At 54.5% G+C, this 17119-nt stretch carries 19 protein-coding genes and 1 tRNA gene; 9 read left to right on the forward strand and 11 right to left on the reverse strand.

Features of this window, described 5'->3' with window-relative positions; translation table 11 throughout:
• Positions 1–237: 237 nt before the first annotated feature.
• The 6 genes from M2406_RS24580 to aspA form a co-directional block, all read right to left on the reverse strand.
• Positions 238–313 (reverse strand) — tRNA-Phe (locus M2406_RS24580).
• A 159-nt stretch (positions 314–472) separates the two neighbouring features.
• Complete coding sequence (locus M2406_RS24585; protein WP_041418443.1) at positions 473–1048, reverse strand: transcriptional regulator; 576 nt, start codon at positions 1046–1048, stop codon at positions 473–475.
• A 40-nt stretch (positions 1049–1088) separates the two neighbouring features.
• On the reverse strand, positions 1089–2795 hold the full coding sequence (locus M2406_RS24590) for a protein-disulfide reductase DsbD (protein WP_259191767.1): 1707 nt from the start codon (positions 2793–2795) through the stop codon (positions 1089–1091).
• Complete coding sequence (cutA, locus tag M2406_RS24595) at positions 2771–3094, reverse strand: divalent cation tolerance protein CutA (RefSeq protein WP_012004868.1); 324 nt, start codon at positions 3092–3094, stop codon at positions 2771–2773. The genes M2406_RS24590 and cutA overlap by 25 nt, the downstream gene beginning before the upstream one ends.
• Positions 3095–3216: 122 nt before the next feature.
• Positions 3217–4518, reverse strand: coding sequence for an anaerobic C4-dicarboxylate transporter (locus M2406_RS24600; protein ID WP_012004869.1), 1302 nt, complete (start codon positions 4516–4518; stop codon positions 3217–3219).
• 125 nt (positions 4519–4643) lie between these two features.
• A complete protein-coding gene (gene aspA / locus M2406_RS24605) occupies positions 4644–6080 on the reverse strand; it encodes an aspartate ammonia-lyase (RefSeq protein WP_017891347.1) in 1437 nt (478 codons plus the stop codon).
• 345 nt (positions 6081–6425) lie between these two features.
• Here aspA and M2406_RS24610 point away from each other — a divergent pair, with 345 nt between their 5' ends.
• From M2406_RS24610 to M2406_RS24625, 4 genes are all read left to right on the forward strand, one after another.
• The gene (locus M2406_RS24610) at positions 6426–6917 is read left to right on the forward strand and encodes an FxsA family protein (RefSeq protein WP_017891348.1); all 492 of its coding nucleotides are present in this window, start codon (positions 6426–6428) and stop codon (positions 6915–6917) included.
• Positions 6918–7102: 185 nt separating this feature from the next.
• Positions 7103–7396, forward strand: a complete 294-nt coding sequence (locus M2406_RS24615) for a co-chaperone GroES (RefSeq protein ID WP_012004872.1) — start codon at positions 7103–7105, stop codon at positions 7394–7396.
• A gap of 44 nt (positions 7397–7440) precedes the next feature.
• The gene (gene groL, locus M2406_RS24620; protein WP_012004873.1) at positions 7441–9087 is read left to right on the forward strand and encodes a chaperonin GroEL; all 1647 of its coding nucleotides are present in this window, start codon (positions 7441–7443) and stop codon (positions 9085–9087) included.
• Positions 9088–9329: 242 nt separating this feature from the next.
• Positions 9330–9674 carry a DUF4156 domain-containing protein gene (locus M2406_RS24625; RefSeq protein ID WP_012004874.1) on the forward strand — a complete coding sequence of 115 codons (345 nt, stop codon included), beginning with the start codon at positions 9330–9332 and terminating at the stop codon, positions 9672–9674.
• 79 nt (positions 9675–9753) lie between these two features.
• On the opposite strand, the gene epmB is transcribed toward M2406_RS24625, so the two are convergent.
• Positions 9754–10782 carry an EF-P beta-lysylation protein EpmB gene (gene epmB, locus M2406_RS24630; RefSeq protein WP_012004875.1) on the reverse strand — a complete coding sequence of 343 codons (1029 nt, stop codon included), beginning with the start codon at positions 10780–10782 and terminating at the stop codon, positions 9754–9756.
• 42 nt (positions 10783–10824) lie between these two features.
• Between epmB and efp the strand changes: the two genes are divergently transcribed.
• The 4 genes from efp to sugE all read left to right on the forward strand — a co-directional run bounded on the left by efp (position 10825) and on the right by sugE (position 12378).
• Complete coding sequence (efp, locus tag M2406_RS24635; protein WP_004952647.1) at positions 10825–11391, forward strand: elongation factor P; 567 nt, start codon at positions 10825–10827, stop codon at positions 11389–11391.
• 70 nt (positions 11392–11461) lie between these two features.
• Positions 11462–11590: an entericidin A/B family lipoprotein gene (locus M2406_RS24640; protein WP_012004876.1), complete on the forward strand. Its 129-nt coding sequence runs from the start codon at positions 11462–11464 to the stop codon at positions 11588–11590.
• A 122-nt stretch (positions 11591–11712) separates the two neighbouring features.
• On the forward strand, positions 11713–11844 hold the full coding sequence (locus M2406_RS24645) for an entericidin A/B family lipoprotein (protein WP_012004877.1): 132 nt from the start codon (positions 11713–11715) through the stop codon (positions 11842–11844).
• Between the two features lie 216 nt (positions 11845–12060).
• Positions 12061–12378, forward strand: a complete 318-nt coding sequence (gene sugE, locus M2406_RS24650) for a quaternary ammonium compound efflux SMR transporter SugE (RefSeq protein WP_017891350.1) — start codon at positions 12061–12063, stop codon at positions 12376–12378.
• A gap of 43 nt (positions 12379–12421) precedes the next feature.
• On the opposite strand, the gene frdD is transcribed toward sugE, so the two are convergent.
• From frdD to frdA, 4 genes are read right to left on the reverse strand one after another with little or no spacing between them, the layout of a single operon-like run.
• Positions 12422–12781 carry a fumarate reductase subunit FrdD gene (gene frdD / locus M2406_RS24655; RefSeq protein WP_085119381.1) on the reverse strand — a complete coding sequence of 120 codons (360 nt, stop codon included), beginning with the start codon at positions 12779–12781 and terminating at the stop codon, positions 12422–12424.
• A 12-nt stretch (positions 12782–12793) separates the two neighbouring features.
• Complete coding sequence (gene frdC, locus M2406_RS24660) at positions 12794–13186, reverse strand: fumarate reductase subunit FrdC (RefSeq protein ID WP_017891351.1); 393 nt, start codon at positions 13184–13186, stop codon at positions 12794–12796.
• A gap of 15 nt (positions 13187–13201) precedes the next feature.
• Complete coding sequence (locus M2406_RS24665; protein WP_259191771.1) at positions 13202–13936, reverse strand: succinate dehydrogenase/fumarate reductase iron-sulfur subunit; 735 nt, start codon at positions 13934–13936, stop codon at positions 13202–13204.
• A complete protein-coding gene (gene frdA / locus M2406_RS24670) occupies positions 13929–15725 on the reverse strand; it encodes a fumarate reductase (quinol) flavoprotein subunit (protein ID WP_012004882.1) in 1797 nt (598 codons plus the stop codon). Before frdA ends, M2406_RS24665 begins: the two co-directional genes overlap by 8 nt.
• 386 nt (positions 15726–16111) lie before the next feature.
• Here frdA and epmA point away from each other — a divergent pair, with 386 nt between their 5' ends.
• On the forward strand, positions 16112–17089 hold the full coding sequence (epmA, locus tag M2406_RS24675) for an elongation factor P--(R)-beta-lysine ligase (protein WP_012004883.1): 978 nt from the start codon (positions 16112–16114) through the stop codon (positions 17087–17089).
• Positions 17090–17119: the final 30 nt, after the last annotated feature.

Raw genomic sequence — 17119 nt, forward strand, 5'->3', positions numbered from 1 at the left:
CGAATAATCGAACTTGTTCGATGAAGAGTCCCACTCCTGAAAAGCAAAAAACCCGCCATAGGCGGGTTCTTCTAAATATGGTGCCCGGACTCGGACAACCGGCGTTTACGCCGAGTTGAACAACGCTTCAGCGTTGGCCCGCAGGGTGAGGCCTTCGGCCGAATAATCGAACTTGTTCGATGAAGAGTCCCACTCCTGAAAAGCAAAAAACCCGCCATAGGCGGGTTCTTCTAAATATGGTGCCCGGACTCGGAATCGAACCAAGGACACGGGGATTTTCAATCCCCTGCTCTACCGACTGAGCTATCCGGGCAACGCGCAGCATTAAACCGTATTGGCCGAAGGCAGTCAACGGCTTTATGAATGAAATCAGGTGAAACGCGTCTGGTTGCTGGCTTTTCGGTCAAAGGGCGCAAAAATTGCGCCGGATTGGCCAAAATTCTGCGGCGGCGGTGCACCGCCGCACACTGAATTAACTTAACGCCCCGTTTCTGCGGCACTGAGCTACCTGCAAGATGTCTTCCGCCAGCCGCTTGGCCACGGAAACGTCCTGTAGCTGGCGTTTTATCAGCAGTTTGCTCAGGCAACCTTCCTGAATCAGCTCCATCTGTTGTGCCACCATATCGGCGTCATCGGCATCCATTTCACGCAGCAAATCGCGGGTCAGATCCAGCGATGTCAGCTTCTGTTGCTCTGCCAATTGGTGAATAGGGTGATCCACCTCCGGGAAAAAGCTGCAGGCAGCGATAAACAAACAGCCGGGATAGCGGTCGTGTTTGACGTACTCTGCCAAAACGTCATAGCGCGCCAACAGTTTTTGCTGTGGGCTTAGAGTCTCGTCCAGCAGCAACTGGCGACGCCAGGTGTCAATTTGCTGACCATGATAGCGCAGGCAGTCATACAGCAGCGCTTCACGATCCGGCCAGAACCGTTTCAGGTCGCCCGGCTGCACATCGAGTTTATCCGCCAGCATTTCCAGTGTGGTGGTCGCCAGGCCCTGTTGTTCCAACAGCCCCAGTGCCGTATCAAGGACGTGTTCACGTTGCACTTGTGCTTCCTCCAAATTCGGTTCCGATCCTCAGTGTTATTTATTGCACCGTTTTCTGCAAATGCGCGTTGAATGCCGCGGCATCCATAAATCCGGTAACCCGTTGGCTGGTTGACTCTTGCCCCGTGCCGTTAAAGAACAGAATAGTTGGCAATCCCAGGACTTTCAGGTGTTTAAGGAGCGCGACCTGCTCGGCATTGTTGGCCGTGACATCCGCCTGCAGCAGCACGGTGTTGGCAAGCGCGGCCTGAACACGCGTATCGCTAAAGGTATATTTCTCGAACTCCTTGCAAGCGACGCACCAGTCGGCGTACAGATCCAGCATCACCGGTTTCCCCTGCGCCTGCTGCAGTGCAGCATTGAGCTGATCTACATTACTGATACGCGTGAAGTTCAGGTGTTGTACCGCTGCCTGCTGTGCGCTGCTGATGCCAAAGGCCCAGTCTTGCAGCGGTCGCGCAGCAATGACGGCCGCAGCCAGCAGCAGTAATTGCAATGCCCGTACCCAGCCGCGGGAAGTCTTCAGGCTCAGCGCGAAGGCCCAGCCGAAGAACGCCAGGCCAAGCAGGCTCCACAGCCGTAGTCCCCACACATCACCGATCACTCGTTCCAGCAGGAATACCGGCAGCGCCAGGATCACAAAGCCGAACGCCTCTTTGACATACTGCATCCATGGGCCACTGCGTGGCAACAGACGGTTACCGAACAGGGTCACCAGCACCAGCGGGATGCCCATCCCCAGCGCATACAGATACAAAGTGCCACCGCCGGCCCACATATTGCCGCTTTGGGCAATGTACAACAGGATGGCGCTAAGCGGCGCTGTGGTGCAAGGGGAGCAAATCAGCCCGGCCAGCGCGCCCATCAGGAATACGCCAGGCAGCGAACCGCCTTGTTGGCTATTGCTCCAGCCCGCCAGCCGGGTTTGCAGTGAAGAAGGTAACTGCAGCGAATACAGACCGAACATCGACAGTGCCAGCGCGATAAACAGCACTGACAGGCCGATGAGCACATACGGATGTTGCAGCGCTGCCTGGAATTGCAAGCCGGCGGCGGCAACCACCAAACCCAGCACAGTGTAGGTTAACGCCATGCCCTGCACGTAAACCACCGCCAGTGCCAGTATACGTCCGCTGCTGTGCGGTTTTTCACGCCCAAGAATGATGCCGGAAATCAGTGGATACATCGGCAACACGCAGGGGGTGAAAGCAATGCCAATGCCAATCAGCAGTGCCCACAGGGGGGAGAACGGCAGACTGGCCGGCGCCGGTTCTTCTGGTGCGCTGACTGGCAGTGCGGTTGTGGCACTCACCGCATCCAGCGGGATCACCCGCGTTTCCGGCGGATAGCAGAAACCTGCTTCGGCGCAGCCCTGATAAGTCACGCTCAGGCTGGCGCCGCTGGTGGCCTGCTGCAGTGGGATCGCCAGATTCAGCTGTTGTTTGAAAATAGAGACTTCGCCGAAGAATTCATCCTTGTGGCTCAGCCCGGCCGGTAGCTCAAAGGAGCCTAACCTTGCCTGCTGCGGCACCAGCTTGATTTGCTGGCGATAGAGGTAATAACCGGGGCGAATTTGCCAGTTCAGCGTCAGCTGGTGGTCTTGCTGCTTAAAATCGAAGGCAAACGCTTGATCGACCGGCACGAATTGGGTGCCGCCGTTAGGGGCGAACAGCGATGCCTGAGCCGCCTGTGGCAAAAAAAACAGGCTGCAAAGCAGGAATATCAATTTAATGAGGCGTTGATCCATAACAGGTAGTCTTTATCTCCAGCCATCACCGGCAGCACCAGCAGCTCGGGCGTTTGATACGGGTGATGTTGTTTCAGGTAGTTGAGCAGGGCGTCTTGATGGCTGCGTTGGCTTTTAAACAGCATCTGCACTTCGTACTCCTGTTCCAGTTTCCCTTCCCAGTAATATAACGATGACGCGCCGGGCAGCAGCGTGACACAGGCCGCCAGCTTTTCCCCCAAAACCCGGGCCGCCAGGTCTTGAGCCGTGGCTTCATCGGGTGCGGTGCAGAGTATGACGACAGCTTCGCAATCAGACATCTTCAGCCCTCTCATCGAGATTATCAGTGGGCACTATACCTTGAAGGACGGTCGGCTAGAAGGCGAGTTTATCGCCAGTGGGGCGGGTTGGGGAAACCGGGGCCGTAGCCCCGGTGAAAGCATTACAGCATGACGCTGCCCAGCAGGAAGCCGAACAGCACCGCCAATATCACCCCGATGGTGCCGGGAATAAAGAACGGGTGGTTAAACACAAAGCGGCCGATACGTGTGGTGCCGGTGTCATCCATCTGTACCGCGGCGACCAGCGTAGGGTAGGTCGGCAGGATAAACAGCCCGGAGACGGCGGCAAAGGACGCGACGGCGGTCAATGGCGAGACGTTCAGCGCCAGTGCCATTGGCATCAGCGCCTTGGCGGTGGCGGCCTGAGAGTACAGCAGCGCCGAGCAGAAGAAGAAAATCACCGCCAACAACCACGGGTGTGATTGGATCACGCTGCCTGCGGTATCTTTGATCCAGTCGATGTTGGCCTGCACAAAGGTGTCACCCAGCCAGGCCACGCCCAGAATACAGATACAGGCGCTCATGCCGGCCTTAAAGGTGCTGGAGTTGAGTACCATATCGGTATCGACTTTACACAGTAAGGTGGTCAGGGTGGCGACGCTCAGCATGATGATCAAAATCGCGTTGGTGGTGTTCATCAAGGGTTTGGCCACCAGGCCCAGACCCGGACTGTTGATAATGGCGTAGGCCACCACGCACAGCACGCCCAGCAGGAACAGCAACACCGAGACTTTGGCGCGCGGTTTGATTTCCATCACTTTGTTGCCGCGCAGGGTGACCAGGCCTTCTTCAAGGCGTTTCAGGTAAACCGGATCGTCAGACAGTTTGGAGTCAAACAGCCAGCTTACCAGCAGCGACATCAGTACCACGGCGCAGAAGGTCGAAGGCATCACCACCATCAGCAGGTGCAGGTAGCTGACGCCGTGACCTTCCATTACTGAGGACATGTAGACTACCGCTGCGGAAATTGGCGAGGCGGTAATGGCAATCTGGGCGGAGACCACGGCGGTAGACAACGGGCGGCAAGGTTTGATGCCCTGTTCTTTCGCCACTTCTGCAATCACGGGCAGAGCGGAAAGCGAAATGTTGCCAGTACCGGCGAAGATGGTCAGAAAATAGGTGACGATCGGTGCCAGAATGGTGATGTGCTTAGGGTTCTTGCGCAGCAGTTTTTCCGTTTGCTGAACCAGATAATCCATGCCACCGGCGACCTGCATTGCCGAGATCGCGGCAATGACGGCCATGATGATGGATATCACGTCGAACGGAATGCTGCCCGGCTTCACGCCAATCAGCGCCAGGACTAAAACCCCCAGCCCTCCTGCAAATCCAATTCCGATACCGCCCAGCCTGGCCCCTAAAAAAATGGCCAGCAGAACGATAACCAATTCTACGGCTAACATAGTGTCTACTCCTTAAAATAAGATTATTTGAAAATAAAAAGTTAAAATTTTGTGGGCGATGGAAAGTAAAAAGGCACGCTATCCAGAGGATTTAGCGTGCCTTTTTGGGCTACCGGGTGTGTCTGTTATTGTTCATTTTCATCCGTATAGCGTTTGGCTTTATAGGCTGGGTGCATCAGGTTCTCCACGGAGAAGATGTCATCCAGCTCGGCTTCGGTCAACAGACCGCGTTCCAGCACCACTTCGCGTACGCTCTTGCCGGTTTCAGCACAGATCTTCCCGACGATGTCACCATTGTGGTGGCCAATGAACGGGTTCAGATAGGTGACGATACCGATGGAATTGAACACGTAGTGCTCACACACTTCTTTGTTCGCGGTGATGCCGTTAATGCATTTTTCCAGCAGGTTATAGCAGGCGTTGGTCAGGATATGGATTGACTCAAACATGGCCTGGCCAATTACCGGTTCCATTACGTTCAACTGCAGCTGGCCTGCTTCGGCCGCCATGGTAACGCAAGTGTCGTTGCCAATCACCTTGAAACATACCTGATTGACCACTTCCGGGATCACCGGGTTGACCTTGGCAGGCATGATGGAGGAGCCGGCCTGCAGTTCCGGCAGGTTGATTTCGTTCAGACCGGCGCGCGGGCCTGAAGACAGCAGGCGCAGGTCGTTACAGATTTTGGACAGTTTGACCGCCAAACGTTTCAGTGCGCTGTGCACCATAACGTAGGCGCCGCAGTCGGAGGTGGCTTCGATCAAGTCTTCGGCCGGCACGACCGGCAGGTTGCTGACTTCAGCCAGTTTCTGTACCGCCAACTGCGAATAGCCTTCCGGGGTGTTCAGGGCAGTACCGATAGCGGTGGCACCCAGGTTCACCTCCAGCAGCAGCTCGGCGGTGCGATGCAGGTTGCGGGTTTCTTCTTTCAGCAACACGCTGAACGCATGGAATTCCTGGCCCAGTGTCATAGGCACCGCGTCCTGCAACTGGGTACGACCCATTTTCAGGATGGTTTCGAACTCTTTGGCCTTGTGGTCAAAGCCTTCGCGCAGTTGGTTGATGGCGTCGATCAGCTTTTGGTTGGAAGCGTAAACCGCAATGCGGAAACCGGTAGGGTAGGCGTCGTTGGTGGACTGGCATTTATTGAGGTGATCGTTAGGGTTCAGGTATTGGTATTCGCCTTTCTGATGACCCATCAGTTCCAGACCGATATTCGCCAGCACTTCGTTGGTGTTCATGTTCAGCGAAGTACCTGCACCGCCCTGGAACACGTCTACCGGGAACTGATCCATGCATTTGCCTTTATCCAGCACTTCATCACAGGCCTGGATGATGACATCGGCGATTTTGCGTGGGATGGTTTTTAGTTCTTTGTTCGCCAGCGCAGCGGCTTTTTTTACCATCACCATGCCACGGACAAACTCGGGCACGTCACTGATTTTGCTATTACTGATATAAAAATTTTCAATCGCACGCAGAGTGTGAACACCGTAATAGGCTTCTGCGGGGACTTCACGTGTTCCTAACAGGTCTTCTTCGATACGAATGTTATTTGACATGAGAACCTTCTTTATATTGCTGCCGAATTAATTAATTGTCAGGTAACCAAATTATGTTGCCGAAGGCTTCAGGCGTGAAACGATTAACCACCGTGCCCGTTGCTGCCCAGATCATATGCTGGTTAGTAATAAATGACTGAATCCAGATCACCTTCTGAGCCTTCTAAAATCACGTGTTTCCCGTTCTGTGATCTCATTCACGTTTACTAACTTTAGCAATAAAAAAGAGCCTTTGGTTGAAATGGCCGTCGGCTGACCCCATTGTATTTAGGTCGGCCGTTTACCGGCCCCTTTTTCGCGTTGTCGCCACTGTGCGGCAACGTAGATCTGCCAGAGGAGAACCAGGTGCGCTGGTTACCGTTACTGCTGATATTTTTATTGGCTTACATAGAAATATCGCTATTTATCAAAGTCGCTGCCGTCATGGGCGTAGCGATCACCCTGTTGTTGGTGGTGTTTACCTCCTGCGTCGGCATTTCGCTGGTGCGTAATCAGGGCATGAAAACTTTCATGCAGATGCAACAGAAGCTGGCCGCGGGTGAAAGCCCGGCGGCGGAAATGGTGAAGAGCGTTTCACTGGTACTGGCGGGCTTCCTGCTGCTGGTGCCGGGATTCTTTACCGACTTCCTTGGCCTGTTGCTGCTGCTGCCGCCGGTGCAGAAGTCGTTGACGCTGAAGCTGATGCCGCATCTTTCCGTCTACCGTCCTGGCGGTTGGGGAACGGGTGGTGATGCTGCCAACGGCAACACTTTTGACGGTGAGTTTCAACGTAAGAGTGACGATCGTTATACCCTGGGAAGCCAGCCTGAAGATCGTGACAAACCTAACGACAGATAAAGAAACGCGGCCCAGGCCGCGTTTCTTGTATCCGTAGCTCAGTTTTGCCATCAAAAGCGAAAATTTTTTTGGCTGCCCCCTTGAAGGGGGATGGAATGCCCCCATTTCAAATCCCACGAGGCCGGTAATCATAATCCGGTGACAACCCTAAATCTGATAGAGACCTTCTTACAGGAGAGCGTTCAATGAGTATTCGTCCATTGCATGACCGCGTTATCGTCAAGCGCAAAGAAGTTGAATCAAAATCTGCTGGCGGCATCGTTCTGACTGGCTCTGCAGCGGGTAAATCTACTCGTGGTGAAGTAGTGGCAGTGGGTAAAGGCCGTGTGCTGGAAAACGGCAACGTCCAACCACTGGATGTGAAAGTTGGCGATATCGTTATTTTCAACGACGGTTACGGCGTGAAAGCAGAGAAGATCGACAATGAAGAAGTGTTGATCATGTCCGAAAGCGACATTCTGGCAATTGTTGAAGCGTAAGAACGCTTTATCTTCTGAACTGAACGAGTTGAAGGGAAATACCAATGGCAGCTAAAGACGTAAAATTCGGCAATGACGCTCGCGTGAAAATGCTCCGCGGCGTGAATGTTCTCGCTGATGCAGTAAAAGTGACCCTGGGCCCGAAAGGCCGTAACGTAGTGCTGGATAAATCCTTCGGCGCTCCTACCATCACTAAAGATGGCGTATCTGTTGCTCGTGAGATCGAACTGGAAGACAAGTTCGAAAACATGGGTGCGCAGATGGTGAAAGAAGTTGCCTCTAAAGCGAACGACGCTGCGGGCGACGGTACCACCACTGCAACCGTACTGGCTCAATCCATCATCACCGAAGGCCTCAAAGCAGTGGCTGCCGGCATGAACCCGATGGATCTGAAGCGCGGTATCGACAAAGCGGTTATCGCCGCTGTTGAAGAACTGAAAAAACTGTCCGTACCTTGCTCCGACTCCAAAGCCATTGCTCAGGTAGGTACCATCTCTGCAAACTCCGACGAAACCGTGGGTAAACTGATTGCAGAAGCGATGGAAAAAGTGGGCAAAGAAGGCGTTATCACCGTTGAAGAAGGCACCGGCCTGCAAGACGAGCTGGACGTTGTTGAAGGGATGCAGTTCGACCGCGGTTACCTGTCTCCGTACTTCATCAACAAGCCAGAAACCGGTTCTATCGAGCTGGAAAGCCCGTTCATCCTGCTGGCTGACAAAAAAATCTCCAACATCCGTGAAATGCTGCCAGTACTGGAAGCCGTGGCAAAAGCCGGCAAACCACTGCTGATCATTGCTGAAGATGTTGAAGGCGAAGCGCTGGCTACCCTGGTGGTTAACACCATGCGCGGCATCGTGAAAGTGGCTGCGGTTAAAGCACCTGGTTTCGGCGACCGTCGTAAAGCTATGCTGCAGGACATCGCTACCCTGACTGGCGGTACCGTTATCTCTGAAGAGATCGGCCTGGAGCTGGAAAAAACTACCCTGGAAGATCTGGGTACGGCCAAACGCATCGTTATCAACAAAGACACCACTATCATCATCGATGGTAATGGTGAAGAACCTGCGATTCAGGGCCGTGTGTCCCAGATCCGTCAGCAGATCGAAGAAGCAACTTCTGATTACGACCGTGAAAAACTGCAAGAGCGCGTAGCGAAACTGGCTGGCGGCGTTGCGGTAATCAAAGTCGGTGCTGCTACCGAAGTTGAAATGAAAGAGAAGAAAGCTCGCGTTGAAGATGCTCTGCACGCAACCCGTGCTGCAGTAGAAGAAGGCGTGGTTGCTGGTGGTGGTGTTGCACTGATTCGTGCAGCGTCCAAACTGAGCGAACTGCGTGGCGTGAACGAAGATCAGAACGTGGGTATCAAAGTTGCGCTGCGCGCAATGGAATCACCACTGCGTCAGATCGTTCTGAACTGCGGCGAAGAGCCATCTGTTGTTGCCAACACCGTGAAAGCGGGCGAAGGTAACTACGGTTACAACGCAGCAACTGAAGAATACGGCGACATGATCGCGATGGGTATCCTGGATCCAACCAAAGTAACCCGTTCTGCTCTGCAGTACGCGGCTTCTGTGGCTGGCCTGATGATCACCACCGAGTGCATGGTAACCGACCTGCCAAAAGGCGACGCACCTGATTTAGGTGGCGCTGGCGGTATGGGTGGCATGGGCGGCATGGGCGGCATGATGTAATCATCCCCCACGCTTGCGTGTGCAGAAGCCCCGGCCAATTGGTCGGGGCTTTTTATTTGCGTGCTTTGTCGCACGGCATTTGATGATATTTTTGCAGACCGGGCTGATTTAGCTGGTAAACTGATAGTTCATCAGCCGTCGCTCAAGACGTTGGCCAGCTACCAGTGGCAACGGATGCTTAAGAGATGGCAACGCTTTCTGATAAGCTTTTGCGGAATTCTCAATATCATATGGGGAACAAGATGCGGATTAAAGCCTTACTGGGTCTTTCGGCAGCCGTGCTGCTGGCAGGCTGCAGCAGCACCAATGAACTGTCCGCCGCAGGCCAGCAGGTTAAATTTACCGACACCAAACCGGCAGCAGAATGCCAGCTGGTGGGCGAAGTGACGGGTACCCAGAGCAACTGGTTGTCCGGTAACGGTGGTGAAGGCAGCTCCATGCGCGGTGCGGCAAACGATCTGCGTAACAAGGCAGCGGCGATGGGCGGCAATGTGATTTACGGCGCAACCAGCCCAAGTCAGAACCTGCTTTCAAGCTTTGCTCCGCTGGACAGCAAAATGGCCGGCCAGGTTTATAAGTGCCCGTAACGGCCTAATGAACAACGCGTAACATAAAAAAGAGGCATGCTCCGGCATGCCTCTTTTTGTATCTGCAATATACCGCTAATCAGTCTTGCATCAGGTGCAGATCGAGAGGGGTTTTGCTTGGCTTACCGCCGACCTCACGGGTCAAGCGTGGCACCATATAGCCGGAAATCTTGCCCAGCAGCGCTTGCATGATAGTGCGTGCCTCATCATCACTGACCATAAAGTGTGCAGCCCCCTGCACCTTATCCAGTACGTGGATGTAATAAGGCAGAATGCCTGCGTCAAACAACGCGTTGCTCAGTGCCGCCAGCGTATCGGCATCGTCATTGATACCGCGCAGCAGCACGCTTTGATTCAGTAGCGTGACGCCAGCCAGACGCAGTTGCGCCATGCTGGCCTGCAGTTCGCGGTCAATCTCATTGGCATGGTTGATGTGCGTGACCATCAGCACCTGCAGGCGCGATGCCGACAGCCGCCGGCACAGCTCCGGTGTAATTCGCGCGGGGATAACCACCGGCAAGCGGGTGTGAATACGCAGACGTTTTAGATGCTCAATGGCTTCCAGTTCACCGATTAGCCAGTCCAGCTCATGGTCTTTTGCCATCAGCGGATCGCCACCCGAGAAAATAATCTCATCGAGTTCCGGGTGTTGGCGGATATAATCCAGCGCCTGACGCCAGTTGGCCTTATTGCCCTGGTTGTCCTGATACGGAAAATGGCGGCGGAAGCAGTAGCGGCAGTTGACCGCACAGCCGCCCTTAACCAGCAGCAAAGCACGATTACGGTATTTATGCAGCAGCCCCGGCACTACGCTACGCTGTTCATCAAGCGGATCGGTGGTGAAGCCAGGCGCATTGATGAATTCTTCGCTGGCAGTCAGAACCTGGCGCAGCAGCGGGTCATTGGCATCGCCAGGCTGCATGCGGGCTACGAAAGAGCGGGGGACGCGCAGCGCAAACAACCGACGGGCTTCACGGCCCTGTGGCAATTCCGGATGCGTATTCAGTGACAAAAGCTGCAGTAATTCATCGGGATCGGTAATAACATCGGCGAGTTGATGCAACCAATCTTCTCTATATGCCGTATTTTGGGTTATAATGTGTGCCATTTTTTTGGCTAAGCTACCAGTTTAAATATTCAGAGGGCCATCATGGCGACTTATTCTAGCAACGATTTCCGTCCGGGTCTTAAAATCATGTTCGAGGGCGAGCCTTACGCTATCGAATCCAGTGAGTTTGTTAAGCCGGGCAAGGGCCAGGCGTTTGCGCGCGTTAAAATGCGTCGCCTGCTGACCGGCAGCCGTGTAGAGAAAACCTTTAAATCTACTGACTCTTGCGAAGGTGCAGACGTTGTAGATACCAACATGAACTACCTGTACAACGACGGTGAGTTCTACCACTTCATGCACCCTGAGACTTTCGAGCAGCACGGTGTTGAAGAGAAAACCGTATCTGACGCAGCAAAATGGCTGCAAGATAACGCAGAATGTATCGTTACCCTGTGGGACGGTCGTCCTATCGCTGTTCAGCCACCGAACTTCATCGAAGCTGAAATCACTGATACCGATCCTGGCCTGAAAGGCGATACTGCCGGTACCGGCGGCAAGCCTGCGACCCTGAGCACCGGCGCCGTGGTTAAAGTGCCATTGTTCGTGCAGATTGGCGAAGTTGTCCGTGTTGACACCCGCTCTGGCGAATACGTATCACGCGTAAAATAAGTTTCAATACAAAGGAGCCTCGTTGGGCTCCTTTGTTTTATCCCCGCAAATTGTTGGCAGAATCTGCATAATGAAGAAAACTCTGTTGGCCGTTATCTCCCTGTTGCTACTGATGTCCCTTAGCGGATGTAATACTTTCCGTGGATTCGGTGAAGACGTTCAGCATCTTGGCGGCGCTATCTCGCGTACGGCCAGTTAATAAGTATCAAATGCACTAATGTATTAGTGCGAAATAAGACCATTCTAAACAGCAACTCTCGCTGATATTTACTAAGCTTAGAAAGCCGTACTTTTTCATCACTGACAAATAAGGGCTTTCATATGCTGAAGAAAAGTATTATCGCGATTTTCTCTTTGATGTTCTTGGCCTCATTGACCGCATGCAATACCACTCAAGGCGTGGGCGAAGATATTCAGGCTGGTGGTAAGGCCATCCAGCGTAGCGCGGAATAACCCACCTTGCTGATTTCTGCGGTATTCCGCGAACGGCCGCAAAAGGGCATCGTCGTGGGATACCGCTTTCTCCGCTGAGCCTTTCCCGGCAGGCACCTTTGTGCTGTTATCCTCCCTGGCTGCAGGTATAATCTCCGGGCATATCACAACGCTAAACGGGACGACCTGTTTACGCATCTGTATCCGGGGACGACCCCAACGTAATGGAGCCTGTTCATGGCTTGGATTATTCTGCTTATTGCCGGTTTGCTTGAAGTAGTGTGGGCTATCGGTTTGAAATACACCCACGGTTTTACCCGTCTGACCCCCAGCCTTATCACTATTGCCGCCATGGTGGTCAGTATGCTGTTGCTGGCGCACGCCATGAAAACGCTGCCGGCCGGCACGGCCTACGCGGTCTGGACCGGTATTGGTGCGGTAGGTGCCGCGATTATGGGGATGGTGCTACTGGGCGAATCAACCAATATCGCACGCATTCTCAGCCTGTGCCTGATCGTTGTCGGCATACTCGGGCTGAAGTTCAGCAGTCATTAAGAGATGTAAAAGGCGGCCAACGGAAGTGGCCGCCAGAAGAGATTTACAAGGTTACTACGCCGATCACGGTCACTACGCTGAGGATGGCAGCCAGGCCGTAGAAGACCCATTTGCCGGCCGGCACATGGATTTTCAAATCGTGCATCGCATGGTGGATACGGTGCAGACCGCACCACAGCGGCAGGATAATCATCAGCAACAGGAACAGGCGGCCGATCAGGCTCTGGCAGAAGGCCAGTACGCGGTCATAGCCCAGCGCATCGCCTGGGAATAACCCCAATGGCAGCAGAATGCCGACCAGCAGCACTATGGCGGGGGCGATAATGGCTCCCCACATGCCGCCGGCGCCGAATAATCCCCAGAAAACCGGTTCGTCTGAGCGTTTAGGTGCTTGATTTATCATGTTTCCTCCGGATTACACCAAGGCCACGGCCAGAATGACCACGCTGGCAACTATTGTCACCGCCCATAGCGTTTTCACTATTGGCCCCGGGCCCATTTTCTCGCTGTTAACCACAATGTTGGCGGCTTTCGGCGCCAAATCGAACCAGGTCTTGGTATGCAGCAGTGCGGCCAGTAGCGCGACGAAGTTAATCAGCAGCACCAGCGGGTTTTGCAGAAAACCGACGAAACCGGCCCAACTGTCCACTCCGCCTTTTAGCGCAAAGACGCCGTAGATCAGCACAATACTGAACCAGACCGCCGGCACCGAGGTGCCTTCACGCAGCATATAGAAACGGTAGAAGCCGAGCTTTTGCCACCAGGTCGGCGTCATGGTGCGCACATAGGGCTTACGTTGTGTTGTCATTGCTGTTTATCTCCCTTATTGCGGCTTCAGCATGGCGATCATGAAGTCTTTGGCACTTTCCACCTTGCCCTGCTGGATGGCAGCGGCCGGGTCGACGTGCTTCGGACATACTTCAGAGCAGTAACCGACAAAGGTACAGCTCCAGACGCCATTGTCACCGTTGAGCTGCGCCATACGCTGTTTCTGGCCGTGGTCGCGGTTATCCAGATTGTAGCGGTGCGCCAGGGTGATCGCCGCCGGGCCGATAAACTCAGGGTTCAGGCCGAACTGCGGGCAAGCGGCATAACACAGACCGCAGTTGATGCAGCCGGAGAACTGGTGATACTTGGCCATCTGCGCCGGAGTCTGCACGTTAGGGCCTTCTTCCGGTTTGCGGTTATTGCCGATGATGTAAGGCTTAATCGCCTCCAGACTTTCGATAAAGTGGGTCATGTCGACCACCAGATCGCGCTCAATCGGGAAATTGCCCAGCGCTTCAACCTTCATGCCACCGGTGTACTCGCGCAGGAAAGTTTTACAGGCCAGCTTTGGCACCCGGTTGACCATCATGCCGCACGAGCCGCAGATCGCCATACGGCATGACCAGCGGTAGGAAAGGTCGGGGGCCAGGTTATCCTTGATGTAGCCCAGGGCGTCGAGCAACGAGGTTTGCTCATCATAAGGCACCGCGAAGGTCTCGAAATGCGGCTCAGAGTCGCGTTCCGGGTTATAGCGCATGACCTCGATTTTCAGGGTGTTCATCTCAGCCATTTGCCTGCTCCTTATCCTTTTTATCCTGCGCTTCGGCTTCAGCGCCGTAAACACGTTTGGCCGGTGGCAGTTTGGTGATCTTCACGTCGCTGTATTCCAGGCGTGGTGCGCCGTTCGGGTTATGGAACGCCAGCGTATGCTTGAGGAAATTCACGTCGTCACGTTCGGTGCAGCCTTCGTCCAGACGCTGGTGGGCACCGCGGGATTCTTTACGGTTGAAGGCGGAATGCGCCATGCATTCGGCCACGTCCAGCCCGTAACCCAGCTCGATGGTGTAGAGCAGATCGGTATTGAACACGCTGGAGCTGTCGGTAATTTTGACGCGCTTGAAGCGTTCTTTCAGCTCGGCCAGTTTATCGACGGTTTTCTGCATCAGTTCCGGCGTGCGGTAAATACCGCAGCCTTCTTCCATCGACATGCCCATCTCGTCGCGGATTTTGGCCCAGTTCTCGTTGCCTTCCTGTTTCATCAGGTTGCTCAAGCGGGTTTCGACGTCGCGCCCTTGTGCATCCAGAGCACTACCGTTGGCTGGGCCGGTTTCCAGCGCGCGGCGAGCGGCTTGTTCACCGGCTACCCGGCCGAACACCACCAGTTCCGCCAGCGAATTGGAACCCAGACGGTTGGCGCCGTGCAGGCCGACGGAGGAACATTCACCGACGGCAAACAGCCCTTTGATACGGGTTTCGCAGTTTTGATCGGTTTCAATGCCGCCCATGGTGTAGTGCGCGGTCGGACGTACCGGGATCGGCTCTTTCACCGGGTCGACGCCGACATAGGCCTTGGCCAGTTCACAGATGAACGGCAGACGTTCCAGCAGTTTCTTTTCACCCAGGTGGCGCAGGTCGAGATAAACCACGTCTCCGCGCGGGGTAGCAACGGTACGGCCGGCACGCCATTCATGCCAGAAAGCCTGCGAAACCTTGTCGCGCGGGCCCAGTTCCATGTATTTGTTCTTTGGCTCACCCAGCGGGGTTTCCGGCCCCATGCCGTAGTCCTGCAGGTAGCGGTAGCCGTCTTTGTTTACCAGAATGCCGCCTTCGCCACGGCAGCCTTCGGTCATCAGGATACCGGAGCCCGGCAGGCCGGTAGGGTGATATTGGACGAACTCCATATCACGCAGAGGTATGCCGTGGTGGAATGCCATGCCCATGCCATCACCGGTGACGATACCGCCGTTGGTGTTGTAGCGGTACACGCGGCCGGCACCGCCGGTAGCCATGACTACCGCATTGGCACGGATCTGCACGCGGGTGCCTTCCATCATGTTCATCGCCACCAGGCCGCGGGCCTGGCCGTCATCTACCAGAATATCCAGCACGAAGTGCTCGTCGAAACGCTGGATTTGCGGATATTTGAGCGAGGTCTGGAACAGGGTGTGCAGCATGTGGAAGCCGGTCTTGTCGGCGGCGAACCAGGTGCGTTCAATCTTCATGCCGCCGAAGCGACGTACGTTGACTGAACCGTCCTCTTTACGGCTCCATGGACAACCCCATTGCTCAAGCTGGGTCATTTCGCGCGGGCAGTTGTGGACGAAATGGTCGACCACGTCCTGTTCACACAGCCAATCGCCACCGGCAACGGTGTCGTTGAAGTGGTAGTCGAAGCTATCGTGATCCTGAGTGACGGCGGCGGAGCCTCCTTCAGCGGCCACCGTATGGCTGCGCATCGGGTAGACTTTTGAGATTAGCGCGATTTTCAGTTGGGGGTTGGCTTCCGCTGCGGCTATTGCTGCACGTAAACCAGCACCCCCGGCCCCAATAATGGCAAGATCGGCGTTAAAGGTTTGCACTGCATTCCTCCAATATTCTTGTTAAGAACGGCAAATTAAATATCTATGCTTAATATTTATAAAAAAACTTCGGGTGCTAACTAACTGAGTTTATTGTCGTTGCATTAATACTAAGGATAGATATCTCCCACCAATAATGTGGAATTAACTATACCTAAAGTTAAGTAGAAGAAATTTGATGTGATCGATTGTTTTGCCTTTTAACCGCCGGCCGGGAGGATAATTTACCGCAGGCAGGATTTAACGTTTATTCACCTTTTATTAACCTTATTACTAACTATTTATCAGGTAATGTCGCGGTTAAAAGTCCAGGGCCTGTTAAGAATTTGTTTGCATGCCGGGATACGAGTAGACTGCATCCCCTGTTTGATTTCGGAGTAATTACCATGAGCGAAACGGCAAGCTGGCAGCCAAGTGCACCCATCGCCAATTTGTTGAAGCGCGCAGCGATCCTGACTGAGATCCGGCGTTTCTTCGCCGATCGTGGCGTATTGGAAGTTGAGACGCCAACCATGAGCCAGGCGACGGTCACCGATATCCACCTGTTCCCGTTCCAGACGCGTTTCGTCGGGCCCGGCGCGGCGGATGGCCTGACGCTGTACATGATGACCAGCCCGGAATACCACATGAAGCGCTTGCTGGCGGCGGGCAGCGGTCCGATCTATCAGATGGGGCGCAGCTTCCGTAATGAAGAAGCCGGCCGTCACCACAACCCGGAATTCACCATGCTGGAGTGGTACCGCCCGCATTACGACATGTACCGTCTGATGAATGAGGTGGACGATCTGCTGCAGCAGGTGCTGGATTGCGACAGCGCGGAAACCCTGTCCTATCAGCAGGCTTTCCTGCGCCATCTGGATATCGATCCGCTGTCAGCGGAGAAGGCACAACTGCGTGAAGCGGCGGCCAAGCTGGATCTGAGTAACATTGCCGATACGGAAGAAGATCGCGATACGCTGCTGCAGTTGCTGTTCACCGTCGGCGTGGAGCCGCACATTGGCCGTGACAAACCGGCGTTCGTTTATCACTTCCCGGCCAGCCAGGCGTCGCTGGCGGAGATCAGTACCGAGGATCACCGGGTGGCGGAGCGTTTCGAGGTTTACTTCAAAGGCATTGAGCTGGCGAATGGCTTCCGTGAACTGACGGACAGCCGCGAACAAGGGCAGCGTTTTGCCCAGGACAACCGCAAGCGTGCGGAACGCGGTTTGCCGCAGCACCCGATTGATAACAACCTGCTGGATGCTTTGCAGCACGGCATGCCTGAATGCTCTGGCGTGGCGCTGGGGGTTGACCGTTTGGTGATGTTGGCGTTGGGTGCCGAGAGCCTGAGTGAAGTGCTGGCGTTCCCGGTCGATCGCGCATAACTATATATCCGTCGTCTTTCAAGCCGCAGC

This window comes from Serratia sp. BIGb0163, assembly GCF_024809935.1.
GTDB lineage: Bacteria > Pseudomonadota > Gammaproteobacteria > Enterobacterales > Enterobacteriaceae > Serratia > Serratia quinivorans.

What these genes read in the sequence shown, in the direction of transcription:
- M2406_RS24590 (WP_259191767.1), bottom strand. Translation starts at nt 2,795, where the DNA reads ATGGATCAACGCCTCATTAAATTGATATTCCTGCTTTGCAGCCTGTTT.
- cutA (WP_012004868.1), bottom strand. Translation starts at nt 3,094, where the DNA reads ATGTCTGATTGCGAAGCTGTCGTCATACTCTGCACCGCACCCGATGAA.
- M2406_RS24600 (WP_012004869.1), bottom strand. Translation starts at nt 4,518, where the DNA reads ATGTTAGCCGTAGAATTGGTTATCGTTCTGCTGGCCATTTTTTTAGGG.
- aspA (WP_017891347.1), bottom strand. Translation starts at nt 6,080, where the DNA reads ATGTCAAATAACATTCGTATCGAAGAAGACCTGTTAGGAACACGTGAA.
- M2406_RS24615 (WP_012004872.1), top strand. Translation starts at nt 7,103, where the DNA reads ATGAGTATTCGTCCATTGCATGACCGCGTTATCGTCAAGCGCAAAGAA.
- groL (WP_012004873.1), top strand. Translation starts at nt 7,441, where the DNA reads ATGGCAGCTAAAGACGTAAAATTCGGCAATGACGCTCGCGTGAAAATG.
- M2406_RS24625 (WP_012004874.1), top strand. Translation starts at nt 9,330, where the DNA reads ATGCGGATTAAAGCCTTACTGGGTCTTTCGGCAGCCGTGCTGCTGGCA.
- epmB (WP_012004875.1), bottom strand. Translation starts at nt 10,782, where the DNA reads ATGGCACACATTATAACCCAAAATACGGCATATAGAGAAGATTGGTTG.
- efp (WP_004952647.1), top strand. Translation starts at nt 10,825, where the DNA reads ATGGCGACTTATTCTAGCAACGATTTCCGTCCGGGTCTTAAAATCATG.
- M2406_RS24640 (WP_012004876.1), top strand. Translation starts at nt 11,462, where the DNA reads ATGAAGAAAACTCTGTTGGCCGTTATCTCCCTGTTGCTACTGATGTCC.
- M2406_RS24645 (WP_012004877.1), top strand. Translation starts at nt 11,713, where the DNA reads ATGCTGAAGAAAAGTATTATCGCGATTTTCTCTTTGATGTTCTTGGCC.
- sugE (WP_017891350.1), top strand. Translation starts at nt 12,061, where the DNA reads ATGGCTTGGATTATTCTGCTTATTGCCGGTTTGCTTGAAGTAGTGTGG.
- frdD (WP_085119381.1), bottom strand. Translation starts at nt 12,781, where the DNA reads ATGATAAATCAAGCACCTAAACGCTCAGACGAACCGGTTTTCTGGGGA.
- frdC (WP_017891351.1), bottom strand. Translation starts at nt 13,186, where the DNA reads ATGACAACACAACGTAAGCCCTATGTGCGCACCATGACGCCGACCTGG.
- M2406_RS24665 (WP_259191771.1), bottom strand. Translation starts at nt 13,936, where the DNA reads ATGGCTGAGATGAACACCCTGAAAATCGAGGTCATGCGCTATAACCCG.
- epmA (WP_012004883.1), top strand. Translation starts at nt 16,112, where the DNA reads ATGAGCGAAACGGCAAGCTGGCAGCCAAGTGCACCCATCGCCAATTTG.